The organism is Pseudaquabacterium rugosum (genome assembly GCF_038066575.1).
Lineage (GTDB): Bacteria > Pseudomonadota > Gammaproteobacteria > Burkholderiales > Burkholderiaceae_C > Pseudaquabacterium > Pseudaquabacterium rugosum.
This window is the reverse complement of sequence record NZ_JBBUTF010000002.1, coordinates 192438-217221: the sequence shown is the minus strand read 5'-3', so window position 1 is coordinate 217221 and position 24784 is coordinate 192438. Positions and strand designations below refer to the sequence as shown.

Sequence of the window (24784 nt, the reverse complement as noted above, 5' to 3'; positions counted from 1 at the left end):
AGCAACAAGCAACGCACCAGCACAGCCAACAACAACAACAACGACGCCGCCCCACCCCGACAAGCCCCGTCAGGACGCCAGGACGATCACCCCGCCCCCACCCCGCATGGCCTGACCCTTGCTAATCTTCCGCAGAACCCGGCAGGCCGCGACGGCGGGCCGGCGCAGGATGCGGACGCGGCGGACCAAGCCCCGAAAAGGACCGCCGATGCCCCGCGACTGCGCGTGGCACCCCCGGCACGACCATGCTGAGATGAGCCTTGTCGACCGGTCCGCAGGAGGTGCCCATGCCCAGCCCATCCACCGAACTCGTGCCCGCCACACCCACCCGTGGCCGCATCCCGATCGCCCGCATGCGCCCGCTCTACCACTACGGCGAAGTCGAGCAGAAACTCGCCCGACTGCCGCCCAAGGAGCACGAAAGCCTGCGCACCACCTACGAGCGCATGCTCGAAAAAGGCCCCGAGCGCTTCCAGGTCAAACCCGCCGGCCTGCCCGCCATGGAGCACCTCTACGACGAGCTGCCCAACTTCCAGGACGTGCTCGACGACATCCGCCGCCAGCTCGCCCTGTGTAGTGACAGCCGCGACGCCCTCGAGATCACGCCGATGCTGCTGCTCGGCCCACCCGGCGTCGGCAAGACCCACTTCGCCCGCGAGGTCGCCCAGCTGCTGGGCACCGGCATGGGCTTCGTCTCGATGAGCGCGCTGACCGCCGGCTGGGTGCTCTCCGGCGCCAACGCCCAATGGAAGGGCGCACGCCCCGGCAAGGTGTTCGAGACCCTGGTCGACGGCCAGTACGCCAACCCCGTCATGGTCGTCGACGAGATCGACAAGGCCCGCGGCGAACATGCCTACGACCCGCTCGGCGCCCTCTACAGCCTGCTCGAACACGACACCGCCGGCGCCTTCATCGACGAGTTCGCCGAGGTGCCGGTCGATGCCAGCCAGGTGATCTGGGTCGCCACCGCCAACGACGAACGGTCCATCCCCGAGCCCATCCTCAACCGCATGAACGTGTTCGAGGTCCAGGCCCCGGACCGCGACGCAGCGCGCACCATCGCGCTGCGCCTGTACCAGCGCATCCGCGGCAGCCACGACTGGGGCCAGCGCTTCGCGGCCGAGCCGTCCGACGAGGTGCTCGAACGCCTGGCCGAGATCGCCCCGCGCGAGATGCGCCGCGCCTGGATGACCGCCTTCGGCAATGCCAAGCTCGACGGCCGCGACCACGTCGCACCGCGCGACCTGCCGGGCGCCGGCGGCCGGCGCACGGCGATGGGCTTCATGCAGTGAGCGACGAGGCCTCGCGCGCGGCGGACGCGGCCGTGCCGGCCAGCCCCGGCGAGGCCGCACCGCGCCGCACGCAGTGCCGCCCGGCCTGCTTGCCCGCGTACATCGCCGCATCGGCGCGCTTGAGCAGATCGCCGGCCTGATCCCCATCCTGAGGGGCCAGCGCATAGCCGACCGTCAGCCCCACCCGGCACCTCAGGTCGGCGCCCAGCACGAAAGGCTCGTCGAAGGCGCGCAACAGCTTCTCGCCCAGCCGACGGGCGTCCGCATCACCGCCCAGGCCCCGGGCCATGATGACGAACTCGTCGCCGCCCAGCCGCGCGACCAGATCGCCGGCACGCAGCTGCGCGCGCAGCCGCTGGCCGACCTGCACCAGCAGGGCATCGCCCGCATCATGGCCATGGCGGTCGTTGACCGGCTTGAAGCCGTCGAGGTCCAGCAGGAACACCGCCAAGGCCACGACCGGGCCGCGCGCGCTCACCCCGTGCAACAGGGCCGGCGCCAGCGCCTGCTCCAGCGCCTGCTGCAGGCCGCGTCGGTTGGGCAGGCCGGTCAGCGCATCGGTGTGGGCCAGCGTCAGCAGGTTCTGCTGCTCCAGCCGCGCGCGATCGCCGTCGCGGCGCACGGCCTCGATGCGCAGGCCCAGCACCCGCATCCACAGCAGCATCTCCAGCATGGAGGCGAACTGGAAGGCGTGCTGCAGCCAGAAGTCGGCCGGCAACCCGCCCCACAGCAGGCCGGCGATGATCAACGCGCCGGTGGTGTAGGCGCTCCAGCCGGCCACCAGCTGGGTGGCGATCGCATGGCCGGTCCGGGCCATGCGGATGCCGTGCGGCATCGCCAGCAGCATCGGCAGCGGCCCCATCACCGTGGCCGCCAGCTGCGTCATCCGGTAGTCCAGCACCCCGGCCACCGACAGCGCCAGGGTCAGCAGCGTCAGCCCGGTGATGGCGTGCAGCCAGCGGGTCAGGCGCAGCGTGGCCGGCAGCTGCAGCGCGCAGATGATGAACTGCGCGCCGGCGCACAGCGCGAAGAGCACGCTCAGCGGCGCCAGCTTGTGCAGCAGCGGCCCCGGTGTCAGGCCGGGCCACAGATACTGCTGCGCCAGGCCGAAGTAGACGGCGAAGAAGCCGCCGACGCCGACCAGCAGCCCGGCATAGAGGCCGAACATGGCCTCGCCCAGGCTGACCCAGTAGGCCAGCGCGTACAGCAGCAGCGCCACCGAAATGCCGGCCAGCAGCCCGTGCAGCGCCTGCATCGCCGACTCCTCGGCCAGGAAGGCGGCCGGCCGCAGCAGGGCCATCGGCAGCAGCATCGCGCTGTCGGTCTGCACGCGCAGCAGCAGCACCTCGTCATGGTCGGCCCGCAGGTGCAGCGACACCGCGTGGGCCCGGCTGGGCAGCGGTCGAGCCGCATGCGCCTGTGCACCGCCCAGCCGATGCTGGGCGACCGGCACGCCGTCGCGCAGCTGCACCAGATCGATGGCCTGCAGCGGGGCGTAGTCGAGGTGGAAGATGCGCGGGCCGTCGGCCCCCTGCGGCCGCAGCGGCACCATCACCCACCAGGCCTGGCGCTGCGCACCCAGATTGCCGACCGGGGCACCGGCCGGCCGGAACTGGCCCGCACGGGCCAGGGCCCAGGACAGGTCCCGCGGCGGCGAGCCCGCCGGCTCGGCCAGCAGCCGCACATGGGGCCACAGCCGCGCGGTGTCCGCATCCTCGTCGGCCGGCAGGGCGAGGGCCGGCACGGCCACCGGCAGCCGCACCGTGGCCGCCCGGGCGGCCGGTGGCGGCACCTGCGCGTGCGCCGACGCCAGCAGCCCCCACCACAGGAGGACGAGGGAGAGGATGAGCGCGTGCCGGAGCAGGCGATGACCGCGCGACGGACGCGACAGGACAGGCATGCGGATGTTCGACCCGGGTCGCCGCGCGGAACAAAACAGGCACCTCGCCGAGGGCCGGGGCGCGACGTGGGGCCCGGATCCTCGCCTGGACGGATGTGCGCCTGTTGTCGGCCGCGCACGTCCGGACTTGAGGTCCCATCGCGGCAGCGCCGCGGCGCCACCGCGCAGCCTGCGCGGGCCACGACGGCCCACAATCCGCCCATGCACGACGACCACCCCACCGACACCGACCCGCGCGACGATCCGCCCGCCGACGCGGCCTGGGGTTTCGCCCCGCCGGCCTTCAACCCGACGGCGGCCCTCGACCGCCTGCGCCGCGGCCTGCGCGAAGCCGGTCTGAGCGAGCGCGCCGGCGTGTGGGAAGCCCGCGGCGGCCTGGCCGTGGCACGGGTGAGCCCGCCCACGGCCCAGGCCACGACGCTGGACGTCGCGCGCGCCACCCGGCTGCGGCGTGGCAGCACCGACTGGCGGTCGCACACGCTGCGCCACGATGCCGACCTGCGCCACTTTCTCGACGAGTTGCGCCGCCTGCTGGCCGGCGCCCGCGACGCCGACGACTGACGCCCGCGACGGCACAACCCGCGAATCCTGCGCACTGCCCGGCACAAGCTACGTATTTCCCACGCCCGCCCGCCCGGGGAGGCACGGACAATCGCGGCGCGTCTGCAGAGTCGGTCTGCGCCGGTCCGCATGGCGGCCCGCGGGATCGCAATGACCTGGACGCGGAGCCAACTGCCCCTGGAGAAGATCGATGACGATGAAGCACTGGACCCTGGCCGCCGCCGCAAGCCTGACCGCCCTGACCGGCACCGCCTGGGCCTATCCGGACAAGCCGGTGACGATCGTGGTGCCGTTCACCGCCGGCGGCCCGACCGACAAGGTCGCGCGTGACTTCGCCGAGGTGCTGCGCAAGCAGCTGGGCGGCCAGAGCGTGGTGATCGAGAACGTCGGCGGTGCCGGCGGCACGCTGGGCGCGGCCAAGGTCGCCAAGAGCGCACCGGACGGCTACACGCTGCTGCTGCACCACATCGGCATGGCCACCTCGCCGGCGCTCTACCGCAAGATGGCCTACGACACCAAGGCCGACTTCGAGTACCTGGGCCTGATCAACGAGGTGCCGATGACGCTGGTCGGCCGCTCGACGCTGCCGGCCTCGAACTGGGCCGAGCTGCGCAAGTGGATCGACGCCAACAAGGGCAAGATCAACCTGGCCAACGCCGGCCTGGGCGCCGCCTCGCACCTGTGCGGCCTGCTGTTCCAGCAGAGCATGGGCGTGGACATGACCACCGTGCCGTACAAGGGCACCGCGCCGGCGATGACCGACCTGCTCGGCGGCCAGGTCGACATCATGTGCGACCAGACCACCAACACCACGCAGCAGATCGAGAGCGGCAAGGTCAAGGCCTTCGCGGTGACCACGCCCAAGCGCCTGACCACCCCGGCGCTGTCCAAGCTGCCGACGCTCGACGAGTCGGGCCTCAAGGGCTTCAACGTGACGATCTGGCACGGCCTGTACGCGCCCAAGGGCACGCCCAAGCCGGTGCTCGACAAGCTGAACGCGGCGCTGAAGAGCGCGATCAAGGACGCCGACTTCATCAAGCGCCAGGAAGCGCTGGGCGCCGACATCATCGAGGACAGCCGCACCGGCCCGGCCGAGCACAAGAAGTTCGTCGAGGCCGAGATCGCCAAGTGGGGTCCGGTCATCAAGGCCGCCGGCCAGTACGCCGACTGACTCCTCTGGAACGGGGCCGAATGAGGCCCCGGCCCCGCGCAGCGCCCGCCCAGGGCCGCGCCTGACGCACGACGGGCACCCGCGAGGGTGCCCGTCGTCGCTTGTGCGGCCGCCGGCTCAGACGATGCGCAGCGGGATCGTCACCGGCCCGTCGTTGACCAGGGCCACCTGCATGTCGGCACCGAAGCGGCCGGTGGCCACCTGCGGATGGCGCGCCCGCGCCTCGGCCACCAGCGCGTCGTAGAGCCGCTGGCCGAGGGCCGCCGGCGCCGCGCCGCTGAAGCTCGGCCGGTTGCCGCCCGAGACATCGGCCGCCAGCGTGAACTGGCTGACGATCAGCAGCCCGCCGCCGACATCGACCACGCTGCGGTTCATCCGGCCCTGCGCGTCGCTGAAGATGCGCAGCTTCAGCAGCTTGTCGAGCAGGCGGCGTCCGCTGGCCTCGGTGTCGGCCGGCTCGGCGCACACCAGCAACAGCAGACCCGGGCCGATCTCGCCCACGGTCTCGTCGCCCACCGTGACCCGGGCCGAGCGCACGCGTTGCAGCAGGCCGATCATCGGGCGGCCTCCTGGCGCAGCACGAACTGCGCCTCGCTGCCCTGCGGCAGCAGCTGGATGCTGGCGCGCAGGCGGGGCACCGCCTCCATCAGCGCGTGCTCGACATCGGCGCGCATGCGCGCAGCATGGGCCATCGTCCAGTCCGGCGGCACGTGCATGTGGACGTCGAGATCGCGCCGGGCGCCCGAGCGCCGGGTCACCAGGTGGTCGAAGGTGACCGCCTGGTGGCCGAAGCCGTCGAGCACCGCCCGCACCGCGGCCAGTTCGGCCGGTTCGAGTGCGCGGTCCATCAGGCCGTCGGCGCTGATGCGCACCAAGTGCAGGCCCTCGCGCGCGATGTTGGCCGCCAGCGCCAGCGCCAGCAGCGGATCGAGCCAGACCCAGCCGGTCAGCGTGACCAGGCCGAGACCGGCCAGCACGCCGGCCGAGGTCCAGACATCGGTGATCAGGTGGCGGGCATCGCCCTCCAGCGCGATGGACTGGTGCTGGCGGGCCTTGCGCAGCATGGCCCAGGCCAGGCCGCCGTTCAGCGCCGAGCTGATGACCGACAGCGCCACGCCCCAGCCCAGCGCCTCCAGCGGCTGCGGATGCCGCCAGCGGTCGACCGCCGCCCAGCCGATGCCGAGCGCCGCGACGATGATCAGCACGCCCTCGAAGCCACTGGAGAAGTACTCGGCCTTCTCGTGGCCGAAGGGGTGGTCGTCGTCGGGTGGCGCCTGCGCGACGGTGACCATGGCCAGCGCGAACATCGCCCCGGCCAGGTTGACCACCGACTCCAGCGCGTCGGACAGCAGGCCGACCGAACCGGTCAGCCACCAGGCGCCGGCCTTGAGCGCGATCGTCGCGCACGCGACCGCCACCGACAGCTTCAGATAGGAGGTGACCTGCATGACCCCGATTGTCGCGGCGCACCACGGCGCGCGTTGCGGTGACAATCGCAGGTCGTTCCGATCCGCTCGACCATGTACGTTCTGTTTGACGACGCCGGCAAATTCCTCGCCGGCCGTGTGATGTCCGAAGCCGATGCCTCGCTGCAGGTCGAGCTTGAATCCGGCAAACGGGTCAAGGTCAAGGCCGCCCATGTGCTGCTGCGCTTCGCCAAGCCCGAGCCCTCGGCGCTGCTGGCGTCGGCGGCCACGCTGGCCACCGAGATCGACCTCGACCTGGCCTGGGAGTTCGCGCCCGAGGGCGAGTTCGGCCCGGCCGATCTGGCCCGCGACTACTTCTCGGCCAGCGCCGGCGCCGAGCAGCAGGCCGCCATGCTGCTGAAGCTGCACGAGGCGCCGCACTATTTCCGCCGCGCCGGCAAGGGCCTCTACAAGAAGGCGCCCGAGGAGACGGTCAAGGCCGCGCTGGCCGCCATCGAGCGCAAGGCACAGGTCGCCGCCCAGATCGAGGCCTGGGCCGCCGAACTGGCCACCGGCACCTGCCCGGCGCCGGTGCGCCAGGAGCTCTACCGCATCCTGTTCAAGCCCGACAAGAACGGCGCCGAGTACAAGGCCGTGGTCGAGGCCGCACGCCGCACCCAGCAGGCGCCGCTGGCGCTGCTGCAGGGCGCCGGGGCGATCGACAGCCCCTACCAGTTCCACTGGCGGCGCTTCCTGTTCGAGGTCTTCCCCAAGGGCCCGGGCTTCCCGCCGCTGGCCGCGCCGGCCATCGCCGACGAGCTGCCGCTGGCCGCGGTGCAGGCCTTCTCGATCGACGACTCGCTGACCACCGAGATCGACGACGCGCTGTCGGTCACCGGGCTCGGCTCGGGTGAGGTCGTCTACGGCGTGCACATCGCCGCACCGGCCCTGGCCATCGCGCCGGATTCGCCGGTCGACAAGGTCGCGCGCGACCGGCTGTCGACCGTCTACATGCCGGGCTGGAAGATCACCATGCTGCCCGACGAGGTGGTGCAGGCCTACACGCTGGACGAGGGCCGCGACTGCCCGGCCGTCAGCGTCTACTTCACCTTCGACGAGGCGACGCTGGCGCTCAAGAGCGCGCGCACCGTGATCGAACGCGTGCCGATCGCCGCCAACCTGCGCCACGACCAGCTCGACGCCGACGTCACCGAGGCCTCGCTGACCGGCGAGGCGGTGGCCGACTACCGTTTCGCGCCCGAACTGGCCTTCTGCTTCCGGCTGGCCCGGCATCTGAAGGCCCAGCGCGAGGTGGTGCGCGGCAAGCCCGAGACCTTCAACCGGCCGGACTACACCTTCCGTCTGGTCGATGCCGACGGCGCCGCCGCCCTCGGCACCGAGCCCACCGGCGCCGAACAGGTGCAGATCAGCGAACGCCGCCGCGGCGCGCCGCTGGACCTGATCGTCAGCGAGGCGATGATCCTGGCCAACAGCCACTGGGGCGGCTGGCTGGCCGAGCACGGCGTGCCCGGCATCTACCGCAGCCAGGCCAGCCTGGCGCCCGGCATCAAGGTGCGCATGGGCACCAAGGCCGCGCCGCACGCCGGCATGGGCGTCGCGCAGTACACCTGGGCCACCTCGCCGCTGCGGCGCTATGTCGACATGGTCAACCAGTGGCAGATCATCGCCGTGGCCCGCCATGGCAAGACCGCCGCGCTGGCCGCGCCGTTCAAGCCCAAGGACGCCTCGCTGTTCGCCATCATCTCGTCGTTCGACGGGGCCTACGGCGCCTACAACGACTTCCAGCGCGACATCGAACGCTTCTGGACGCTGCGCTGGCTGCAGCAGCAGGCGATCACCGAGCTGGATGCCGCGGTGCTCAAGGACGGTCTGGTGCGTGCCGACACGCTGCCGCTGGTCTTCCGCGCGCTCGGCTGTGAGCCGCTGGCGCGCGGCACCCGGGTGCGGGTGCGCGTGACCGGCGTCGACCTGCTGACGCTGGACCTGCACGCCAGCCTGCAGACCCTGCTCGACGACGAGATCGACGCACCGGCCGACGCTGGTGACGACGAGGAGATCGACGCCGCCGCGGCCAGCCCGCTGGCGCTGGCGATCGACCTCGGCGATGCCGAGGCCCCACCGGCCGATGCGCCGACGGCGCCGGCCGCCCCGGCCGCACCCGCGGCCTGAGGCCGCCCCCTGCCACAGCCGGCACACCCTCCGAGCCCCCCACGGCACCCGCGCCGTACCCCGCCCCGCGCACCGAGATGAGCCCCTCGATCGACCCGTCCCGCATCGCCTGGCTGCAGGCCGCTCCGGCCGGCGGCCCGCCCGGGGCCCGCGGCGCGGGCGGGGCTGGCGGCGCGGGTGGGGCTGGCGGCGGATCCAGCGGCCGATGGGCCGCGCTGCGGCGCTGGCGGCCGAGCGTGCTGCAGGGCGCGCTGCTGGCCTCGGCCGTGGTGCACGCGGCCCTGCTCGGCTGGCACACGATCGACCCGCAGGGCTTCGAGCGCGCGTTCAAGGACCCGGCGCTGGCCGTCATCCTGGTCAATGCCCGCAGCCCGCAGGCGCCGGCCCAGGCCCGGGCCATCGCCCAGGCCGATCTGGACGGCGGCGGGGAGGCCCGCGAGGGCCGGGCGACCTCCCCGCTGGTGGCCTCGCCGACCGCCCAGGTCGGCGACGCGCCCGAGGATGCCCACCGCCGGGTGGACTCGCTGCAGGCCCAGCAGCAGCAGATGCTGGCGATGATCCGGCGCGAGATCGCGCTGCTGCCGCCGCCCGATCCGCAGCGCCTGGCCGGCGACCCGCGCCAGGCCGACCAGGAAGAGCACCGGCGCCAGCTGCTCGACCGCCTGGCCGAGATCGAGAAGCGCATCAACGAGCACAGCGAGCAGCCGCGGCGCCGCTACGTCGGCCCGGCCACGCGCGAGGCCGCCTACGCCGTCTACTACGACGGCCTGCGCCGCCGCATCGAGGAGCGCGGCACCCGCGACTTCCCCGTCCACCAGGGCCGCAAGCTCTACGGCGAGCTGACGATGAACCTGACCATCGACGCCCTCGGCCAGGTGCTGGAGGCCGAGGTGCTGCGCAGCTCCGGCCAGCGCCTGCTCGACCAGCGCGCGCTGGCCATCGTGCGCGCGGCCGCGCCCTTCGGCCCGTTCACCGCCGCCATGCTGCGCGATGCCGACCAGATCGTCGTCACCTCGCGCTTCCGCTTCACCCGCGACGACGGGCTGGAAACCACGCTGAGCACCGGCGCCGAAGCCGCCGCCCCGACCGCCGCGGCCGGCCGCCAGAACGCACCGACGCCGGCGGCACGCCCCTGACGGCCGCCGCCCCCCTTGTCCTCTCCTTCGCGCACCGCCCGCCGCCGGGCGCCCTCTCCGCCGTGAGCCCTGCATCGTCCGCCCCGACCTCCGCCGCCCACCCTGCCGATGGCGCCGACCGCTACGTGGTGATCGGCCATCCGGTCACCCACAGCCAGTCGCCGTTCATCCACGCCGAGTTCGCACGCGCCTGCGGCCAGCGCCTGGTCTATGACCGGCTCGACAGCCCGCTGGACGCCTTCGCCGCCACGGTGCGCGACTTCGCCGCCGGCCGCGGCGCACCGGCCGGCGCCGGCCCGGCGCGCGGCTGCAACATCACCGTGCCGTTCAAGTTCGAGGTGCTGGCGCTGGCCGCGCGCGCCACGCCACGCGCCGCGCTGGCCCAGGCCGCCAACGTGCTGCGCTTCGACGCCGACGGCTGGCTGGCCGACAACAGCGACGGCATCGGCCTGCTGCGCGACATCACCGAGGCCGCCGGCACGCCGGTGACGGGCCGGCGCGTGCTGCTGATCGGCGCCGGTGGTGCGGCCGCCGGCGTGCTGGGCCCGCTGCTGGAGGCCGGCGCGGCCGAGCTGACGCTGGCCAACCGCACGGTGGACAAGGCCGACGCCCTGGTCGCACGCCACGCGGCGCTGGCCGAGGCCCACCGCTGCACGCTGCGCGCGACCGCGCTGGACGCCGCCGGCGAGGGCTACGACATCGTCATCAACGGCAGCGCCAGCAGCCTGGGCGGCGCCGGCGTGCCGGTCGGCCCGCAGGTGCTGGGCGCCGGGGCCCTGGCCATCGACATGATGTACGGCGCCGCCGCCCGCCCCTTCCTGGACTGGGCCCAGGCCCATGGCGCACGTGGCCGCGACGGCCTGGGCATGCTGGTGTTCCAGGCTGCCGAGGCCTTCGCGCTGTGGCGCGGTGTGCGCCCGGATCCACTGCCGGTGCTGCAGGCGCTGCGCGAGCGGCTCGCCGCCCAGGCCTGAAGCCGGGCCGTCCACCGCCCACGCGTCCACGCCCCCGCCGCCGATGGCCACCGCCCCGCCCCTGTCCTGGCGCAGCCAGCTGCTGCGCCTGCTGGCGCTGCTGCTGCTGGCGCTGGTCGCGCTGCAGCTGTGGTTCGTGCTGCGCATCGCGCTGATGGCCTGGATCGATCCGCAGTCGACGACCTTCCAGCGCAGCGAGGGCTGGCGCCTGCTGAGCACCGCCGACAGCCCGCCCTGGCGCCAGGAATGGGTCGACGCGGACGCCCTGGGCAAGCCCATCCAGCGCGCGGTCATCGCCAGCGAGGATGCCGGCTTCGCCGACCACAGCGGCGTCGAATGGGACGCGCTGGAATCGGCCTGGGAACGCAACCAGCGCGCGGCCGAGGTCGCGGCACGGGCCAACGCGCGCGCCCAGGCCCTGGCCGAACAGCGGGCCGAGCGCGCCGCCCGGCGCGGCCAGAGCGCCCCGTCCGCTCCGGCGCCGGTCAAGGTGGCCAAGGTCGTCGGCGGCTCGACCATCACCCAACAGCTGGCCAAGAACCTGTTCCTGTCGCCCGAGCGCACCGCCCTGCGCAAGGCCCAGGAGTTCCTGCTGACCTTCGCGCTGGAGGCGCTGCTGGACAAGCGCCGCATCCTGACGATCTACCTCAACAGCGTGGAATTCGGCGAGGGCGTCTTCGGCGCCCAGGCCGCCGCCCAGCTGTACTTCCGCAGCGACGTCGGCCGCCTGGGGCCCGGCCAGGCGGCCCGGCTGGCGGTGCTGCTGCCGGCCCCGCGCCGCTTCCAGAAACGCTTCGGCTCCGGCTATCTGGCCAGCCGCGCGGCGACCATCACCGCCCGCATGGGCGCGGTCGAGCTGCCCTGAGCCGGCACGCCGCCGCGTCCTGCGCCATCATCGGCCGATGAACCACCACACCGCCGAACTCGCCGCCGCCGCCGCGCAACTCGTCGTCGACGAGGGGCTGGAATACGCGGCGGCCAAGCGCAAGGCCCAGCGCCAGCTCGGCCGCCAGGGCGCCCGTCACGGCGAGCTGCCGCCCAACGAGCAGGTCGAGGAGGCCGTGCGCGAGCTGCTGGCGCTGTTCCATGCCGACACCCAGCCGGCCGAACTGCTGGCGCTGCGCGAGCTGGCCGTGCGCTGGATGGAGCGGCTGCAGGAGTTCCGCCCGCACCTGGCCGGCGCTGTCTGGCGCGGCACCGCGACGCGGCTGAGCGCGCTGCACATCGAGCTCTACTGCGACGACCCGAAGTCGGCCGAGATCGCGCTGATCAACCGTGGCGTGGACTTCGACGTCGGCCAGCGACCGCATCCGCGCGGCGGCCCGGAGCCGGTGGACGTGCTGACGATGGCGGTGCGCTGCACGACGCTGGGCGAACACATCCCGCTGCACCTGAGCGTGCTCGACCTCGACGATCTGCGCGGCGCGCTCAAGCCCGACGTCCGGGGACGGACCTGGCGCGGCGATCTGGCCGCGCTCCACCGCCTGCTGCAGGACACGCCGGACAGCGCCGACGCCTGAAGCCCCGGGGGCCCAGGCATGACACCGACGTGACACCGGCCACGGCCGGAGCCGATGGCGGGCCGGTGGCGCCTGCCGGCCCGCCCGCACCGTGAACTCGCCCGCCCCGCGCCGCTCAGACCCTCCTGTTCCGCCGCCACGCATCGCTCGACGACGCCCCGCCATGTCCGACGCTCCGCACGCACCGCCCACCGCCCCCCACGGTCGCCCTCACCGCCGCCGTCACCTTCTGTACGCCGGTGCCGCGGGCGTGGCCGCGCTGGCCGGCGGCCTGGTCTGGCACACCGCGGCCCCGCCCGCCGGTGACAGCGGCGGCGACCGCGCGCCCGACAGCCTGTGGGCCCTGCGCGTGGCCCGCCCGGACGGCCGCGAACTGGCGCTGGCCGACTGGCGCGGCCAGCCGCTGCTGCTGAACTTCTGGGCGACCTGGTGTCCGCCCTGTGTGCGCGAGCTGCCGGCCTTCGACCAGTTCCACCTGCAGCAGCAGGCGCGCGCCGCGCGGTCCGAACGCGCCGTCGGCGTGATCGCGCTGGCCATCGACGGCCCCGGGCCGGTCCGCGAATTCATCGGCCGCCATCCGGTGCGCCTGCCGGTCGGCCTGGCCGGGCTGGACGGCAGCGAGCTGATGCGCGCGCTCGGCAACGCCCAGGGTGCGCTGCCCTACAGCGTGCTGCTCGACGGGGACGGGCGCGTCGTCGAACGGCGCCTGGGTGAGACCTCGGCGGCCGACCTGCAGGCCTGGGCGCGCGCCGTCGGCGCGGCCTGAGCGCAGGCGGGTGGCACGCGGCGTTCCACCCACTTTGGGCGATCTGCGCCGATCTGCCGCCGATCTATAGCCGATCCGCAGCCAAGCTGCGTTGATGTCGCACGGGTTCCACAGCCGCGGAAAGCGCGACAGGCTGTGACACAATGGCCGGCCTTCGCGCGTCGCTCCGTCGCCGATGCCCCTGCAGGACCGTCTTCACGGCCCTGCGCCGCGGGGCATGCGGTCACGGGCCCGGTGTCCCGGAGCGACCTTGACCAACACATGCCGCGGTCCGCACGGCCGGTGATGCGTGCCGCGAGCACGCCGCCGGACCGGCATCCGGAACGGGGTGGCCGCGCCGGCCGCCCCACGATCCACCGCGGCCCCACGTGAGGAGTACCTGCCCCATGGACCTGCGCAAGCTCAAGACCCTGATCGACCTGGTGTCCGAATCGAGCATTTCCGAACTCGAGATCACCGAAGCCGAGGGCAAGGTGCGCATCGTCAAGGCAGGCGCCCAGACCGCGATGCCGGTGATGATGGCCGCGCCGCAGGCCACCACCGTGGTCGCCGCGCCGGCCGCCGTGGCCGCACCGGCCGCCGCCCCTGCCGCCGAAGCCGCCCCGACCGGTCACGCCGTCAAGAGCCCGATGGTCGGCACCTTCTACCGCGCCTCCAGCCCGGGCGCCAAGCCGCTGGGCGAGGTCGGCCAGCAGGTCAAGGAAGGCCAGGCGATCTGCATCATCGAGGCGATGAAGATCATGAACGAGATCGAGGCCGACAAGTCCGGCACGATCACCAAGGTGCTGGTCGAGAACGGTCTGGCGGTCGAGTACGGCCAGCCCCTGTTCATCATCGAGTGACGCACGGCTTCCTGCCACGCACAGCATGTTCAAGAAGATCCTGATCGCCAACCGCGGCGAGATCGCGCTGCGCATCCAGCGCGCCTGCCGCGAGATGGGCATCAAGTCCGTCGTCGTCTACTCCGAAGCCGACCGCGAGGCCAAGTACGTCAAGCTCGCCGACGAGGCGGTGTGCATCGGCCCGGCCCCGTCCGGCCAGAGCTACCTCAACATGCCGGCGATCATCTCGACGGCCGAGGTCACCGATGCCGAGGCCATCCACCCCGGCTACGGCTTCCTGAGCGAGAACGCCGACTTCGCCGAGCGCGTCGAGAAGAGCGGCTTCACCTTCATCGGCCCGACGCCCGAGTCGATCCGCATCATGGGCGACAAGGTCGCGGCCAAGCAGGCCATGATCAAGTCGGGCGTGCCCTGCGTGCCGGGCTCCGACGGCGAGCTGCCCGATGACCCGAAGGCCATCGTCCAGATCGCGCGCCAGATCGGCTACCCGGTCATCATCAAGGCCGCCGGTGGCGGTGGCGGCCGCGGCATGCGGGTGGTCCACACCGAGGCCGCCCTGCTCAACGCGGTGACGATGACCAAGTCGGAGGCCGGCTCGGCCTTCGGCAATCCGGCCGTCTACATGGAGAAGTTTCTCCAGAACCCGCGCCACGTCGAGATCCAGATCCTGGCCGACACCCACCGCACCGCGGTGTGGCTGGGCGAGCGCGACTGCTCGATGCAGCGCCGCCACCAGAAGGTGATCGAGGAGGCGCCGGCACCGGGCATCCCGCGCCGCGTGATCGAGAAGATCGGTGACCGCTGCGCGGCCGCGTGCAAGAAGATCGGCTACCGCGGTGCCGGCACCTTCGAGTTCCTGTACGAGAACGGCGAGTTCTACTTCATCGAGATGAACACGCGCGTGCAGGTCGAACACCCGGTGACCGAGCTGGTCACCGGCATCGACATCGTGCAGATGCAGATCCGCATCGCCCACGGCGAGAAGCTGCCGTTCACGCAGCGCCAGATCCAGATGCGTGGCCATGCCATCGAGTGCCGGGTCAACGCCGAGGATCCGTGGAAGTTCACCCCGTCGCCGGGCCGCATCACGATGTGGCATCCGCCGGGTGGCCCGGGTGTGCGCGTGGACTCCCACGCCTACACCAACTACATGGTGCCGCCGAACTACGACTCGATGATCGGCAAGATCATCGTGCACGGCGACACCCGCGAGCAGGCCCTGGCCCGCATGCGCACCGCCCTGTCGGAAACCGTGGTCGAGGGCATTTCGACCAACATCCCGCTGCACCGTGAACTGATGGCCGACGCCAAGTTCATCGATGGCGGCACCAGCATCCACTACCTCGAAGGCTGGATGGAAGAGCGCAAGAAGCGCTGACGTGACGGCCGGAGACCGCGACGATGCATGAACTGGTGCTGCGCCTGCCCGAGGCGCTGGTCGAGCCCCTGAGCGAGGCCCTGACGGGTGAGTGCGATGCGCTCAGCGTGTCGGTGGCCGATGCCGACGCCGGCACGACCGACGAGCAGGCGATGTTCGGTGAGCCCGGCATGCCGGCGCCCAAGGACGGCTGGCAGCGCAGCGAGCTGACGGCGCTGTTCGAGCAGGAGGCCCAGGCCACCGAGGCCGCGGCCCTGCTGATGGCACAGGACTTCGCCGACCAGCTCGAGATCCTCGCGCTGCGCGAGGTCGCCGATGCCGACTGGGTGCGGCTGACGCAGAGCCAGTTCGCCCCGGTCGAGATCACGCCCGAGTTCTGGATCGTGCCGAGCTGGCACGAGGCCCCTGAACAGGCGCGTCAGGTGATCCGTCTGGATCCGGGCCTGGCCTTCGGCACCGGCACCCATCCGACGACCCGCATGTGCCTGCGCTGGACCGCCCGCCAGGCTCCGGCGCTGGCCGCCGGCTGGGACCGCGTGCTGGACTACGGCTGCGGCTCGGGCATCCTGGCCATCGGTGCGGCCCTGCATGGCGCACGCGGCATCGAGGCGGTCGACATCGACCCGTCCGCCGTCACCGCGACGAACGACAACGCCCAGGCCAATGGCGTGCAGCTGCGCGCCGGCCTGCCCGATGCCCGCGATGCCCAGGGCGCACTGGCCCACGGCGAGTACCCGCTGGTGCTGGCCAACATCCTGGCCACGCCGCTGAAGCTGCTGGCCCCGCTGCTGGCCGGCCATGTGGCCGCCGGCGGACACCTCGTGCTGGCGGGCATCCTGGAGCGCCAGGCCGACGAGCTCAAGGCCGCCTACGCCCCCTGGCTGACGCTCGACGTGAGCGACCAGGAGGACGGCTGGATCCTGATGACGGCGCAACGCCCGCACGGCAGCGCCACACCGGCAGCCTGAGGAGACGACCGCGATGGTGCGTGGGCCGGCTCATGCCATCATCACGCCCATGTCGAGGGTCTTCTGCTGTCGTGCCGCACGCCGCCCATCCGCGGCGCGGCCGCCTCTGCCGTCGCCGCGTCGCGGCCGTGCATCCGCCAACATCGCCTCCGCCATCGGCGCCCGCCCGGGCACCGGCGCACGGACGGCCCACCCGGCCGCAGGGATCGTCGCGCCATGATGCTCGCCACCCGCTGCAGCCACTGCGCGACCGTCTTCCGCGTCGTCCCCGATCAGCTGCGCGTGTCCAACGGCCTCGTGCGCTGTGGCCGCTGCGACGCCGTCTTCGATGCCACGGCCACGCTGTTCGACATCGAACGCGGCCACCCGGTCGTCCTCGACGAGCTGTCGCCGACCTGGCTCGAACAGGCCGTGCCGGTCGGGCCGGGCGATCCTCGCCTGGCCGGTGACACGGCCGCTGCCGCCGCGGGGGCCGCCCCGACCACCTCGACCACCTCGACCACCTCGACCGCCTCGATCGCCTCGCCCGCATCACGCACGGCCCCACCGGCCCGGTCGGGTCTGCCCGCGCCGGAGACGGACGACCGCGCCACGCCGGCGGCCGGACAGGCGCCGGCCGATCCGTCCGCCGCCCCGCCGATGTACCGGCGCAGCACCGACCCGCGCCCACCGGCACCACCTGCCCCATCTGCACCGCCGGTCGCGGCAGCGCCGCCGCCCGAAGCCCCCGAGACGCCCGGGCCGGCCCCCGGCCAGCAGGACCTCGCCACGCCGGACAGCGCGTCCGCCCGGCCCGACGCTCCGACGCCGGACGTCGCGCGTCCCGCGGCATCGCCCACGGTGGCCGGAACCGCTGCGGCAGCCGCCCCGGCCTCGCCCGAACCGGCGCCGGACATCGACTGGAACGCCCATCTGCGCGAACGCCAACGCCGCGCCGCCGCCGCCGATTTCGGCGTCGACAGCACGATGGAGCGGCCCGGGCCCGAGTTCTACGGCACGGCGGCGACCGCCCACGATCCGGAGATCGCCCGCCTGCTGCGCCAGGCGGCGGCCGTCGACGAGGACACCCGCCCCGCCAGCGACACGCTCGACGAACTGCCGGAGCCCACGACGCCCCTGACGACGCCGCGCCCGACCGGCCTCGTCAGCCGCCTGATCGCGCCCTGGCGGCGCCAGCGACCGCTGCCCTCACCGGCCGCCCGCGCCGTGCTGGAACCGACGCTGGACGCCCCCGACGTGCGCCTGCTGCGTGAGCACGGCGCACCGACGCTGCCGCCGGAACCCGAGCCGGCCGGAGCGCCCGCCGCGGCCACCGATCCGACGCCCCCATCGGACACGCCGGACCACACGCCGGACCACACGCCGGACGCCAGGCCAGACACGCCGGACGCCGCAGGGCCGCAGGATCTGCCGGCCGCCCTGCCATCGTGGCTCGCCCCCACCGCGGACATCCCGCCCGCGGAACCGGCCGACGCCCCCACGCCCATCGCCGGGTCGCCAGCCCCGGGCGGCACGGCCGATCGGCCCCCGCCCGCCACCGATGCCGGCGCTGCCGCGCCCACCGACACCCCTCCGGTCGGCCCACCGGCGGCGGCCGATGAGCCCGCGGCGCCCGCCCCCGAGCTGATGTCGCTGTCCGATCTGCCCGACTGGAGCGAGCTGCTGCAGGCGCCCCCGTCGGCGCTGGTCCCGGGCGCCGACGGTCCTGGCGCGGTCGCCGACATCACCGAAGGCTTCACCAGCGCACGGCCGGGCGCCGGGGCCGACGCCTTGCCCGAGCCGGTCACCACGGCCGGGTCGATCGCGCACGGGCTCGCCCAGCCGCTCGCCGACGCACGCGGGCCGGAGCCGGAGCAGGCCGCGAGAACAGCACCGGAGCCGGAGCCGGAGCCGGAGCCGGACGCCGACGCGGACCGAGCGCCGGATCAGATCGTCGATGACCCGGTGGACGCGACGGCCGCCGCGCGGGCATCCGCCGTGCCGGCGCAGGTCACGCCATACCTCGCGGACGCCCCGGACGCCCCGGACGCCCCGGACGCATCATCCCCCCCCGCCGCATCCCCCGCGACCGGGGCGATCGAGGCCGGCGCCCGGACCACGCCGGATCACGCGCCCGACGGCACGGACGATCCGCTGCCGGCCACGGGCATCGAGCCCGAGCCCGAGCCCGATGCCGATGACGCCACCACGGCGCCGCCCGCCCCCGCGGCGGCCCTGGCCACGACGGCAGACCCCACGGCCGCCGCCGATGTCCTGGACGACGCCACCAGTGCCCCGCCGCGCGACTGGGCGGACACGGCGGCCCCCGAGGACGACACGCCATCCTGGCGCCAGGCGGCGGCCAGCGTGCGGCTGCGCGACGAGCCGCCGGCCGCACCGGATGGCGAGAACCGGGCCGCGCCATGGCCCGACGACACCGCATCGGCCCCGGAACCCCTGCCGCGCCCCGCCGTCGAGCTCGACCTGTCGCTGGATGAGCCCTCGCCGGCCTTCCTGCGCGAGGCGATGCGGCCGCCGCCGCCGCGCCGCCATCCGCTGTGGCGGACCTTGGGTGCGGTCGGCGTCGGCGTGCTGGGTGCGGCGGCCGTCGGCCAGGCCGCCCTGCTGTGGCGTGATCCGCTGGCCACGCAATGGCCGGTGCTGCGCCCGGCGCTGCAACAGCTGTGCGCGCTCGACGGCTGTCGGGTCGACCCGCTGCGCCACATCAGCGCCCTGGGCATCGAGCATTCCGCCTTGACCCGCATCGAGTACAGCAGCCTGCACCGCCTGGAGCTGGCCGTGCACAACCGTGGCGACACGGCCGCCCGCCTGCCCGCCATCGAGCTGAACCTCACCGACGCCCAGGGTCGGCTGATCGCCCGCAAGGTGCTGCCGCCCGACGCCTTCGAACAGGCAGCCGACGCGGCCGTGCCGGCCGGCGGCGAGCTGCGCCTGCGCGGTCTGCTGTCGACCGGTGGGCATAACGTCGACGGTTACGCGCTCGACCTGTTCTACCCCTGAGCCGGGCCGCGCGGCGGGCCGCACGCGGCCCGACAATCGCGCCCTCGCTGTCCGCCGGCCCTGCCGCCGATCGCCGCCGCCTCGCCACCGCGGGCGGCCCCTGCCCTCGCCCCAGCCGCGCCCGCGCGCGGCCTCCCGCCCATGTCCGTCCTGATCTGCGGTTCGCTCGCGTTCGACACCATCACCAACTTCCATGGCCGCTTCGCGCAGCAGATCATGGCCGACAAGGTGCACATCCTGAACGTGTCCTTCTTCGTGCCGACGATGCGCCGCGAGTTCGGCGGCTGTGCCGGCAACATCGCCTACACGCTGGCCCAGCTGGGCAGCCGCGGCGCGATCAAGGCGGCCATCGGCAATGACGGCGCCGACTACGTCGCGCGCATCGAGGGCTGGGGCGTCGACACCTCGCTGCTGCTGCGCACGGCCGACGAGTACACGGCCCAGTGCCACATCATCACCGACGCCGACAACAACCAGATCGCGTCCTTCCATCCGGGCGCGATGTCGCGGGCCCATGAGCAGCCGCTGCCGGACAGCCGCCACGGCGACTTCACGCTCGCCATCGTGGCGCCGGACGGCCGTGACGCGATGATCGCCAACGCGCAGGCGCTGGCCGCCGCCGGCGTCCCCTTCATCTTCGATCCGGGCCAGGGCCTGCCGCTGTTCGACGGCGCCGAGCTGACGCGCTTCGTCGAGCAGGCGAGCTGGGTCGCCGTCAACGACTACGAGGCGGCGATGCTGGTCGAGCGCATGGGCACGACGATCGAGGACCTCTCGCGCCGGCCGAACCTGCGCGGCGTGATCGTCACGCTGGGCGCCGACGGCTGCGAGGTCTGGCAAGGCGGCCAGTGCCACAAGGTGGCCGGCGTGGCGGCCGAGGCGGTGGTCGATCCGACCGGTTGTGGCGACGCGTTCCGCGGCGCGCTGCTGCACGGGCTGTCCCAGGGCTGGGATCTGGTGCGCTGCGTGGCGCTGGGCAACCGCATCGGCGCGCTGAAGATCGCCCAGCGCGGGGGCCAGAACCACCGCATCGATCCGGCCCTGCTGGCCGCGGCCTGAGGCCGACCGGCGCGCCACCGGGCGCCTGGACGCCCGGGCGGCGGCCGCGCCGGATCTCAGTGCACGGCCAGCAGCGGGATGCGGGTGGCCGAGATCACGGCCTTGGTGTGCGAGCCGTGCAGCAGCTCACCCAGGCGGCCACGGGTGTGCGTGCCCATGACGATCAGGTCGGCGCCGGCCCGCTCGGCCTGCTCGACGATGGCCTGGTCGATGCCGTTGTCGCGGTCGTGCACGCCGCTGAAGGGCACGCCGGATTCGCCGGCCATCACCTCATAACGCGTCAGCAGCGTGCGCGCGTGGGTGTCGGTGCGCTCGATGTGGGCCTCGGTGTCACGCTCGTAGCGGCGCAGTTCCATGCCGATCTGCGGCAGCGGCGTGTCAGGCTCGGCGATGAAGGCCGTGACCTGGGCTCCGAGCTTGGCGGCCAGACCGATGGCCGTGCGCATCGCGCGTTCACTGAGTTCGCTGCCGTCGACCGGCACGAAGAGATGACGGAACATGCGTGAGCCTCCTGTGGGGGTTGCGGAGCGCCTCGCGCCCCGATGGACCCCACTGTGGCTGACGCCGGCCTGACCGGACTTGACCGGGCGCAAGTCCGGCCCGTGGCCGCACACCGATGCGTGCAGGGTCTCAGTGCGAAGCCGCATCAGAGGCCGGAGCGGCATGCTCCGACGAGGTCTCGACGCCGTGCTTCTCGCCCGTCATGTCGATGTCGCCACCGGCTTGCTTCAGGATGAACAGGGCCGCACCGGCGAAGACGATGAAGGCGAGCAGGATTTTCCACATGATCGGATCGAGGGTCAGCAGGGGATGGAACACGCGCCATCGCGGCGCACGAACGGGAACGCCGGCCTGAGCGCCGGCGTCCCTCACGATCGGGAGGCATCGGCCGGACGTGCGCGGGTGGCACCCGTCCGGTGACGCCGGCAGGCCTCAGTCGTGGGCGTAGATGTCCACGTCCTTGGTCTCCTTGACGAACAGCAGACCGATCACGAAGCAGACGCTGGCGATCACGATCGGGTACCACAGGCCGTGGAACATGTTGCCGTTGGAGGCCACCATCGCGAAGGTGATCGACGGCAGCAGGCCACCGAACCAGCCGTTGCCGATGTGGTACGGCAGGCTCATCGAGGTGTAGCGGATGCGGGTCGGGAACAGCTCGACCAGCATCGCGGCGATCGGGCCGTAGACCATGGTCACGTAGATCACCAGCACCGCGAGGATGGCGACGATGGTCCACCACTGGCCGCTCATGAAGGGGATCGGCTTGGCCTTGGGCGGATAGCCGGCGGCCTTCAGCGTCTCGGTCAGTTCCTTCTTGAAGGCCTTGATCGCCTTGTCCGAGGCTTCGTCGAACTTGTGGCCACCGGCGGTGGTCGTGGCCGTCGGCGGGATCAGTTCCTTGTCACCGATCTTGATGACGGTCGGCGAACCGGCCGGCAGGACCTCGTTCGAGTAGCTGGCCGAGTTCTGGGTCAGCGCGCGCTTGGCGATGTCGCAGGGCGAGGTGAAGTCGACCTCCCGGGCGATCGGGCTGCCCTGGAACGAGCAGCTCGACGGATCGGCCTTCACGCTGATCTGGGCGGCAGCCTGGGCCGCCGCCAGCTCGGGGTTGGCGGCCTTGGTCAGCGCGTTGAACAGCGGGAAGTAGGTCAGCACCGCCAGCAGCATGCCCGCCAGGATGATGGGCTTGCGGCCGATGCGGTCGGACAGCGAGCCGAAGATGACGAAGAACGGCGTGCCGATGATCAGCGAGACCGCGACCAGCACGTTGGCCGTCGCGCTGTCGACCTTGAGCACGTTGGCGAGGAAGAACAGCGCGTAGAACTGGCCCGTGTACCAGACCACGCCCTGGCCCATGACCAGGCCGAACAGCGCCAGCAGCACGATCTTCAGGTTCTTCCACTGGCCGAAGGATTCCGACAGCGGCGCCTTGGAGACCTTGCCCTCTTCCTTCATCTTCTTGAAGGCCGGCGACTCGTTCATCGACAGGCGGATCCAGACGCTGATGCCCAGCAGCAGGATCGAGACGATGAACGGCACGCGCCAGCCCCAGGCGGCGAAGGCTTCCTCGCCGAGCAGCGTGCGGGTGCCGAGGATGACCATCAGCGACAGGAACAGGCCGAGCGTCGCCGTGGTCTGGATCCAGGCCGTGTAGGCGCCGCGGCGGCCCTGCGGCGACATAGGTCGCGGCACCGCCGTACTCACCGCCGAGGGCCAGGCCCTGCAGGATGCGCAGGCCGACCAGGATGATCGGCGCGGCCACGCCGATCGTGGCATAGCCGGGCAGGATGCCGACGATGAAGGTGGCCAGACCCATGATCAGGATCGTGACCAGGAAGGTGTACTTGCGCCCGATCATGTCGCCCAGGCGACCGAAGACCAGCGCCCCGAACGGCCGCACGATGAAGCCGGCGGCAAACGCCAGCAGCGAGGCGATGAACTGCGCCGTCGGGTCCAGTGCGGCGAAGAACTGCTTGCCGATGAACACGGCCAGCGAGCCGTACAGATAGAAGTCGTACCACTCGAACACGGTGCCGAGTGAGGACGCGAAGATGACCTTCTTCTCTTCCTTGGTCATCGGGGCCGCGGTCGCCCGGGCGCCGTTCTGCGCAAGTGTGGCCATGCCTTTGTCTCCTGTTCCAACGAGGGATGTTGATGTCCGGCAAGAGGACATCACGCAGAAGCGACTATTCGCAGGGGCTCTGACCGATTTCTGACGCCAAGCCAACAGAAGCTTACAGATCCAGGGCCAACCCGGAGCCCGCTTCCCGCCATGCGGAAAATCAGCCCGCACGCCGGGTAAGTCCCAGCGCAGGCCCAGGGCGCGGCGCAGGGTGTCTGCGTCAGCCTTCCACCGGCCGTGCGCGACGGCGGGCCGCCAGGCCGGACATGACCGCCGCGCGCTCGGCATCGCTCATCGTGCGCCAGCGGGTGATCTCGTCCAGGCTGCGGCCACACCCGGTGCACAGGCCGTCTCGCGCGTCGATGCCGCAGCGGCGCACACAGGGCGACGCGAGGGCCGGGGCCGGTCCGGACATGACCGCCGTCCCACGGCCCTCCGGCTCAGCCACCCGCGTCCTCGCAGACGTCCGACAGCGGGCAGCCGGTGAGCGCCTGCAACTCGTCGATGCTGGCGCGGAAGACGCCATTCGGGTGCCCGGCGGCGGCCCAGATCGCATCGAAGCGGGCCAGATCGGCATCGAGCAGCAGCAGCGGCGGCTCAGCATGGCCGACCGGCGAGACGCCGCCGATCGAGAAGCCGGTGTGCGCCTTCACGTAGGCGGCATCCGCCCGCCCGACCGGACCGACCAGGGCGGCGACCTTGGCCACGTCGACCCGGCGATCCCCGCTGGCGATGACCAGCACCGCCCGCGGCTGCTCCAGGTGGCGGAACACCACGCTCTTGGCGATCTGGCCTTCGCGCACGCCGAGTGCGGCGGCCGCCTCGGCGCAGGTGCGCGCCGGCGTGTCCAGCCACAGTGGCGGATGGGGATGTGCGGCGGCACGCAGCACCGCGCGCACGCGTTCGAAGCCGTCCGCCGGGCGCGGCGGATCCAGACGGGCCGCGGCAGGGAGGTCGGGCACGGCGGAAGAAGAGGACGGGACGTCGGTCATCGGGATCGGCACGGGGTGGCAGGCAGGGCTCACGGCCCCGCGGGAAGGACGACCCGGGCACGGCAGACAGCGGCGGGCCCGAGGTCCGGCCATTGTGAGGGGCGTGAGGGGCGCGCCAACGTCACCGCCGGTGTGGCGACTCCGCCACGGCCGGTCGCGCCGGCTTGCGCCCGGTCAAAGCCGGGACGCACGAGGGCGCCGATCGCCGGCCCGACTTGATCGGGACCAAGTCCGGATGAGGCCGCGCGGCGTGCAATCACGTCCACGGCCCCTGCGGCCGCACGCCTCATCTTCGGAGTTAACGACATGACCGCCCGCCTGCTCACCGCCCTGGCCCTGGCCGCCACCACCGTTCTGGCCGCCGCCCCCGCCGCCGCCCAGGACAGCGGCAACTTCCTCGTGCGTGTGCGCGCCACCCACCTGAACTCGGCCGACAAGGACGGCACCGGCCTGGGTCTGACGATCAACAACAAGTGGCTGCCCGAGGTCGACCTGACCTATTTCGTGACGCCCAACTTCGCCGCCGAGCTGATCCTGACGGTGCCGCAGAAGCAGACCGTGCACTCGGGCGCCCTGAACGCCGACGCCGGCACCTTCAAGCACCTGCCGCCGACCCTGCTGGGCCAGTACCACGTGACCGGCCTGCCGGGCTTCCGTCCGTACGTGGGCGCCGGCATCAACTACACCAACATCTCCGACGTGCATCTGGATGCCGCCTCGACGGCCCTGAGCGCCGACGTCAACCTCAAGCGTGACAGCGTCGGCTTCGCGATCCAGGCCGGCGTGGACGTGCCGCTGTTCGACGGCTATCTGCTCAACGTCGACGTGAAGAAGGTGCAGATCGGCACCAAGGTGCTGGCCAACGAGGTGAGCGTGGGCAAGTTCAAGGTCGACCCGGTGCTGTTCTCGATCGGCGTCGGCAAGCGCTTCTGATCCACGGAGCTGAACAGGGCCGCGCGCGGCCCGGTCCGCGTCGTCGCGGGCGACGAGAACACCGGCGGCA

General features: G+C 72.7%; 23 protein-coding genes and 1 pseudogene. 16 read left to right on the top strand and 8 right to left on the bottom strand.

The features are described 5' to 3' along the window. The first annotated feature begins 287 nt into the window (after positions 1-287). A complete protein-coding gene (locus AACH11_RS01590; protein WP_341372437.1) occupies positions 288-1292 on the top strand; it encodes an AAA family ATPase in 1005 nt (334 codons plus the stop codon). On the opposite strand, the gene AACH11_RS01585 is transcribed toward AACH11_RS01590, so the two are convergent. Beyond that, the gene (locus tag AACH11_RS01585) at positions 1282-3192 is read right to left on the bottom strand and encodes a diguanylate cyclase domain-containing protein (protein WP_341372436.1); all 1911 of its coding nucleotides are present in this window, start codon (positions 3190-3192) and stop codon (positions 1282-1284) included. The two genes, AACH11_RS01590 and AACH11_RS01585, sit on opposite strands and share 11 nt — an antisense overlap. A 201-nt stretch (positions 3193-3393) precedes the next feature. On the opposite strand from AACH11_RS01585, the gene AACH11_RS01580 reads away from it, so the two are divergent. After that, entirely contained in the window at positions 3394-3753 is a 360-nt protein-coding gene (locus AACH11_RS01580) for a hypothetical protein (RefSeq protein ID WP_341372435.1), read from the top strand. A 196-nt stretch (positions 3754-3949) separates the two neighbouring features. Next, complete coding sequence (locus AACH11_RS01575) at positions 3950-4924, top strand: tripartite tricarboxylate transporter substrate-binding protein (protein WP_341372635.1); 975 nt, start codon at positions 3950-3952, stop codon at positions 4922-4924. Positions 4925-5041: 117 nt separating this feature from the next. Here AACH11_RS01575 and dtd read toward each other — a convergent pair whose 3' ends face one another. After that, on the bottom strand, positions 5042-5482 hold the full coding sequence (gene dtd / locus AACH11_RS01570) for a D-aminoacyl-tRNA deacylase (RefSeq protein WP_341372434.1): 441 nt from the start codon (positions 5480-5482) through the stop codon (positions 5042-5044). Then, positions 5479-6372: a cation diffusion facilitator family transporter gene (locus tag AACH11_RS01565; protein ID WP_341372433.1), complete on the bottom strand. Its 894-nt coding sequence runs from the start codon at positions 6370-6372 to the stop codon at positions 5479-5481. The genes dtd and AACH11_RS01565 overlap by 4 nt, the downstream gene beginning before the upstream one ends. 72 nt (positions 6373-6444) lie before the next feature. Here AACH11_RS01565 and AACH11_RS01560 point away from each other — a divergent pair, with 72 nt between their 5' ends. The 11 genes from AACH11_RS01560 to AACH11_RS01510 all read left to right on the top strand — a co-directional run bounded on the left by AACH11_RS01560 (position 6445) and on the right by AACH11_RS01510 (position 20163). Further along, positions 6445-8520 carry a ribonuclease catalytic domain-containing protein gene (locus AACH11_RS01560; protein ID WP_341372432.1) on the top strand — a complete coding sequence of 692 codons (2076 nt, stop codon included), beginning with the start codon at positions 6445-6447 and terminating at the stop codon, positions 8518-8520. A gap of 77 nt (positions 8521-8597) precedes the next feature. Then, positions 8598-9656 carry an energy transducer TonB gene (locus tag AACH11_RS01555; protein WP_341372431.1) on the top strand — a complete coding sequence of 353 codons (1059 nt, stop codon included), beginning with the start codon at positions 8598-8600 and terminating at the stop codon, positions 9654-9656. 62 nt (positions 9657-9718) lie between these two features. Beyond that, positions 9719-10630 (top strand): shikimate dehydrogenase, encoded by a 912-nt coding sequence (gene aroE, locus AACH11_RS01550; protein ID WP_341372430.1) that lies wholly within the window; start codon positions 9719-9721, stop codon positions 10628-10630. 43 nt (positions 10631-10673) lie between these two features. Then, entirely contained in the window at positions 10674-11495 is an 822-nt protein-coding gene (locus AACH11_RS01545) for a transglycosylase domain-containing protein (RefSeq protein ID WP_341372429.1), read from the top strand. A gap of 37 nt (positions 11496-11532) precedes the next feature. Next, a complete protein-coding gene (locus AACH11_RS01540; protein WP_341372428.1) occupies positions 11533-12150 on the top strand; it encodes a hypothetical protein in 618 nt (205 codons plus the stop codon). 163 nt (positions 12151-12313) lie between these two features. Continuing rightward, on the top strand, positions 12314-12916 hold the full coding sequence (locus tag AACH11_RS01535) for a TlpA family protein disulfide reductase (protein ID WP_341372427.1): 603 nt from the start codon (positions 12314-12316) through the stop codon (positions 12914-12916). Between the two features lie 386 nt (positions 12917-13302). After that, positions 13303-13758 carry an acetyl-CoA carboxylase biotin carboxyl carrier protein gene (accB, locus tag AACH11_RS01530; RefSeq protein ID WP_341372426.1) on the top strand — a complete coding sequence of 152 codons (456 nt, stop codon included), beginning with the start codon at positions 13303-13305 and terminating at the stop codon, positions 13756-13758. Positions 13759-13783: 25 nt separating this feature from the next. Next, positions 13784-15136 carry an acetyl-CoA carboxylase biotin carboxylase subunit gene (accC, locus tag AACH11_RS01525; protein WP_341372425.1) on the top strand — a complete coding sequence of 451 codons (1353 nt, stop codon included), beginning with the start codon at positions 13784-13786 and terminating at the stop codon, positions 15134-15136. 23 nt (positions 15137-15159) lie between these two features. Then, entirely contained in the window at positions 15160-16104 is a 945-nt protein-coding gene (gene prmA / locus AACH11_RS01520) for a 50S ribosomal protein L11 methyltransferase (RefSeq protein ID WP_341372424.1), read from the top strand. A gap of 216 nt (positions 16105-16320) precedes the next feature. Beyond that, entirely contained in the window at positions 16321-19104 is a 2784-nt protein-coding gene (locus AACH11_RS01515) for a DUF3426 domain-containing protein (RefSeq protein ID WP_341372423.1), read from the top strand. Between the two features lie 141 nt (positions 19105-19245). Then, complete coding sequence (locus AACH11_RS01510; protein WP_341372422.1) at positions 19246-20163, top strand: carbohydrate kinase family protein; 918 nt, start codon at positions 19246-19248, stop codon at positions 20161-20163. Positions 20164-20219: 56 nt separating this feature from the next. Here AACH11_RS01510 and AACH11_RS01505 read toward each other — a convergent pair whose 3' ends face one another. The 3 genes and pseudogenes from AACH11_RS01505 to AACH11_RS01495 all read right to left on the bottom strand — a co-directional run bounded on the left by AACH11_RS01505 (position 20220) and on the right by AACH11_RS01495 (position 22789). After that, entirely contained in the window at positions 20220-20663 is a 444-nt protein-coding gene (locus AACH11_RS01505; protein ID WP_341372421.1) for a universal stress protein, read from the bottom strand. 130 nt (positions 20664-20793) lie between these two features. After that, a complete protein-coding gene (locus AACH11_RS01500) occupies positions 20794-20982 on the bottom strand; it encodes a hypothetical protein (protein WP_341372420.1) in 189 nt (62 codons plus the stop codon). A gap of 114 nt (positions 20983-21096) precedes the next feature. Further along, positions 21097-22789, bottom strand: a pseudogene (locus tag AACH11_RS01495) (MFS transporter). Between AACH11_RS01495 and AACH11_RS01490 the strand changes: the two are divergent. Further along, a complete protein-coding gene (locus AACH11_RS01490) occupies positions 22719-22883 on the top strand; it encodes a hypothetical protein (protein ID WP_341372649.1) in 165 nt (54 codons plus the stop codon). The pseudogene AACH11_RS01495 and the gene AACH11_RS01490 sit on opposite strands and share 71 nt — an antisense overlap. Before the next feature lie 126 nt (positions 22884-23009). Here AACH11_RS01490 and AACH11_RS01485 read toward each other — a convergent pair whose 3' ends face one another. After that, entirely contained in the window at positions 23010-23204 is a 195-nt protein-coding gene (locus tag AACH11_RS01485) for a DUF1289 domain-containing protein (protein ID WP_341372419.1), read from the bottom strand. 25 nt (positions 23205-23229) lie between these two features. Continuing rightward, positions 23230-23781 carry a YbaK/EbsC family protein gene (locus AACH11_RS01480; protein ID WP_341372418.1) on the bottom strand — a complete coding sequence of 184 codons (552 nt, stop codon included), beginning with the start codon at positions 23779-23781 and terminating at the stop codon, positions 23230-23232. Positions 23782-24087: 306 nt separating this feature from the next. Here AACH11_RS01480 and AACH11_RS01475 point away from each other — a divergent pair, with 306 nt between their 5' ends. Continuing rightward, positions 24088-24714, top strand: a complete 627-nt coding sequence (locus AACH11_RS01475; RefSeq protein ID WP_341372417.1) for an OmpW/AlkL family protein — start codon at positions 24088-24090, stop codon at positions 24712-24714. Positions 24715-24784: the final 70 nt, after the last annotated feature.

What these genes read in the sequence shown, in the direction of transcription:
- AACH11_RS01560 (WP_341372432.1), top strand. Translation starts at nt 6,445, where the DNA reads ATGTACGTTCTGTTTGACGACGCCGGCAAATTCCTCGCCGGCCGTGTG.
- AACH11_RS01565 (WP_341372433.1), bottom strand. Translation starts at nt 6,372, where the DNA reads ATGCAGGTCACCTCCTATCTGAAGCTGTCGGTGGCGGTCGCGTGCGCG.
- AACH11_RS01540 (WP_341372428.1), top strand. Translation starts at nt 11,533, where the DNA reads ATGAACCACCACACCGCCGAACTCGCCGCCGCCGCCGCGCAACTCGTC.
- AACH11_RS01545 (WP_341372429.1), top strand. Translation starts at nt 10,674, where the DNA reads ATGGCCACCGCCCCGCCCCTGTCCTGGCGCAGCCAGCTGCTGCGCCTG.
- dtd (WP_341372434.1), bottom strand. Translation starts at nt 5,482, where the DNA reads ATGATCGGCCTGCTGCAACGCGTGCGCTCGGCCCGGGTCACGGTGGGC.
- AACH11_RS01475 (WP_341372417.1), top strand. Translation starts at nt 24,088, where the DNA reads ATGACCGCCCGCCTGCTCACCGCCCTGGCCCTGGCCGCCACCACCGTT.
- AACH11_RS01535 (WP_341372427.1), top strand. Translation starts at nt 12,314, where the DNA reads ATGTCCGACGCTCCGCACGCACCGCCCACCGCCCCCCACGGTCGCCCT.
- AACH11_RS01575 (WP_341372635.1), top strand. Translation starts at nt 3,950, where the DNA reads ATGAAGCACTGGACCCTGGCCGCCGCCGCAAGCCTGACCGCCCTGACC.
- accC (WP_341372425.1), top strand. Translation starts at nt 13,784, where the DNA reads ATGTTCAAGAAGATCCTGATCGCCAACCGCGGCGAGATCGCGCTGCGC.
- accB (WP_341372426.1), top strand. Translation starts at nt 13,303, where the DNA reads ATGGACCTGCGCAAGCTCAAGACCCTGATCGACCTGGTGTCCGAATCG.
- AACH11_RS01485 (WP_341372419.1), bottom strand. Translation starts at nt 23,204, where the DNA reads ATGTCCGGACCGGCCCCGGCCCTCGCGTCGCCCTGTGTGCGCCGCTGC.
- AACH11_RS01555 (WP_341372431.1), top strand. Translation starts at nt 8,598, where the DNA reads ATGAGCCCCTCGATCGACCCGTCCCGCATCGCCTGGCTGCAGGCCGCT.
- prmA (WP_341372424.1), top strand. Translation starts at nt 15,160, where the DNA reads ATGCATGAACTGGTGCTGCGCCTGCCCGAGGCGCTGGTCGAGCCCCTG.
- AACH11_RS01580 (WP_341372435.1), top strand. Translation starts at nt 3,394, where the DNA reads ATGCACGACGACCACCCCACCGACACCGACCCGCGCGACGATCCGCCC.
- AACH11_RS01490 (WP_341372649.1), top strand. Translation starts at nt 22,719, where the DNA reads ATGACCTTCTTCTCTTCCTTGGTCATCGGGGCCGCGGTCGCCCGGGCG.
- AACH11_RS01510 (WP_341372422.1), top strand. Translation starts at nt 19,246, where the DNA reads ATGTCCGTCCTGATCTGCGGTTCGCTCGCGTTCGACACCATCACCAAC.
- AACH11_RS01515 (WP_341372423.1), top strand. Translation starts at nt 16,321, where the DNA reads ATGATGCTCGCCACCCGCTGCAGCCACTGCGCGACCGTCTTCCGCGTC.
- AACH11_RS01505 (WP_341372421.1), bottom strand. Translation starts at nt 20,663, where the DNA reads ATGTTCCGTCATCTCTTCGTGCCGGTCGACGGCAGCGAACTCAGTGAA.
- AACH11_RS01590 (WP_341372437.1), top strand. Translation starts at nt 288, where the DNA reads ATGCCCAGCCCATCCACCGAACTCGTGCCCGCCACACCCACCCGTGGC.
- AACH11_RS01585 (WP_341372436.1), bottom strand. Translation starts at nt 3,192, where the DNA reads ATGCCTGTCCTGTCGCGTCCGTCGCGCGGTCATCGCCTGCTCCGGCAC.
- AACH11_RS01480 (WP_341372418.1), bottom strand. Translation starts at nt 23,781, where the DNA reads ATGACCGACGTCCCGTCCTCTTCTTCCGCCGTGCCCGACCTCCCTGCC.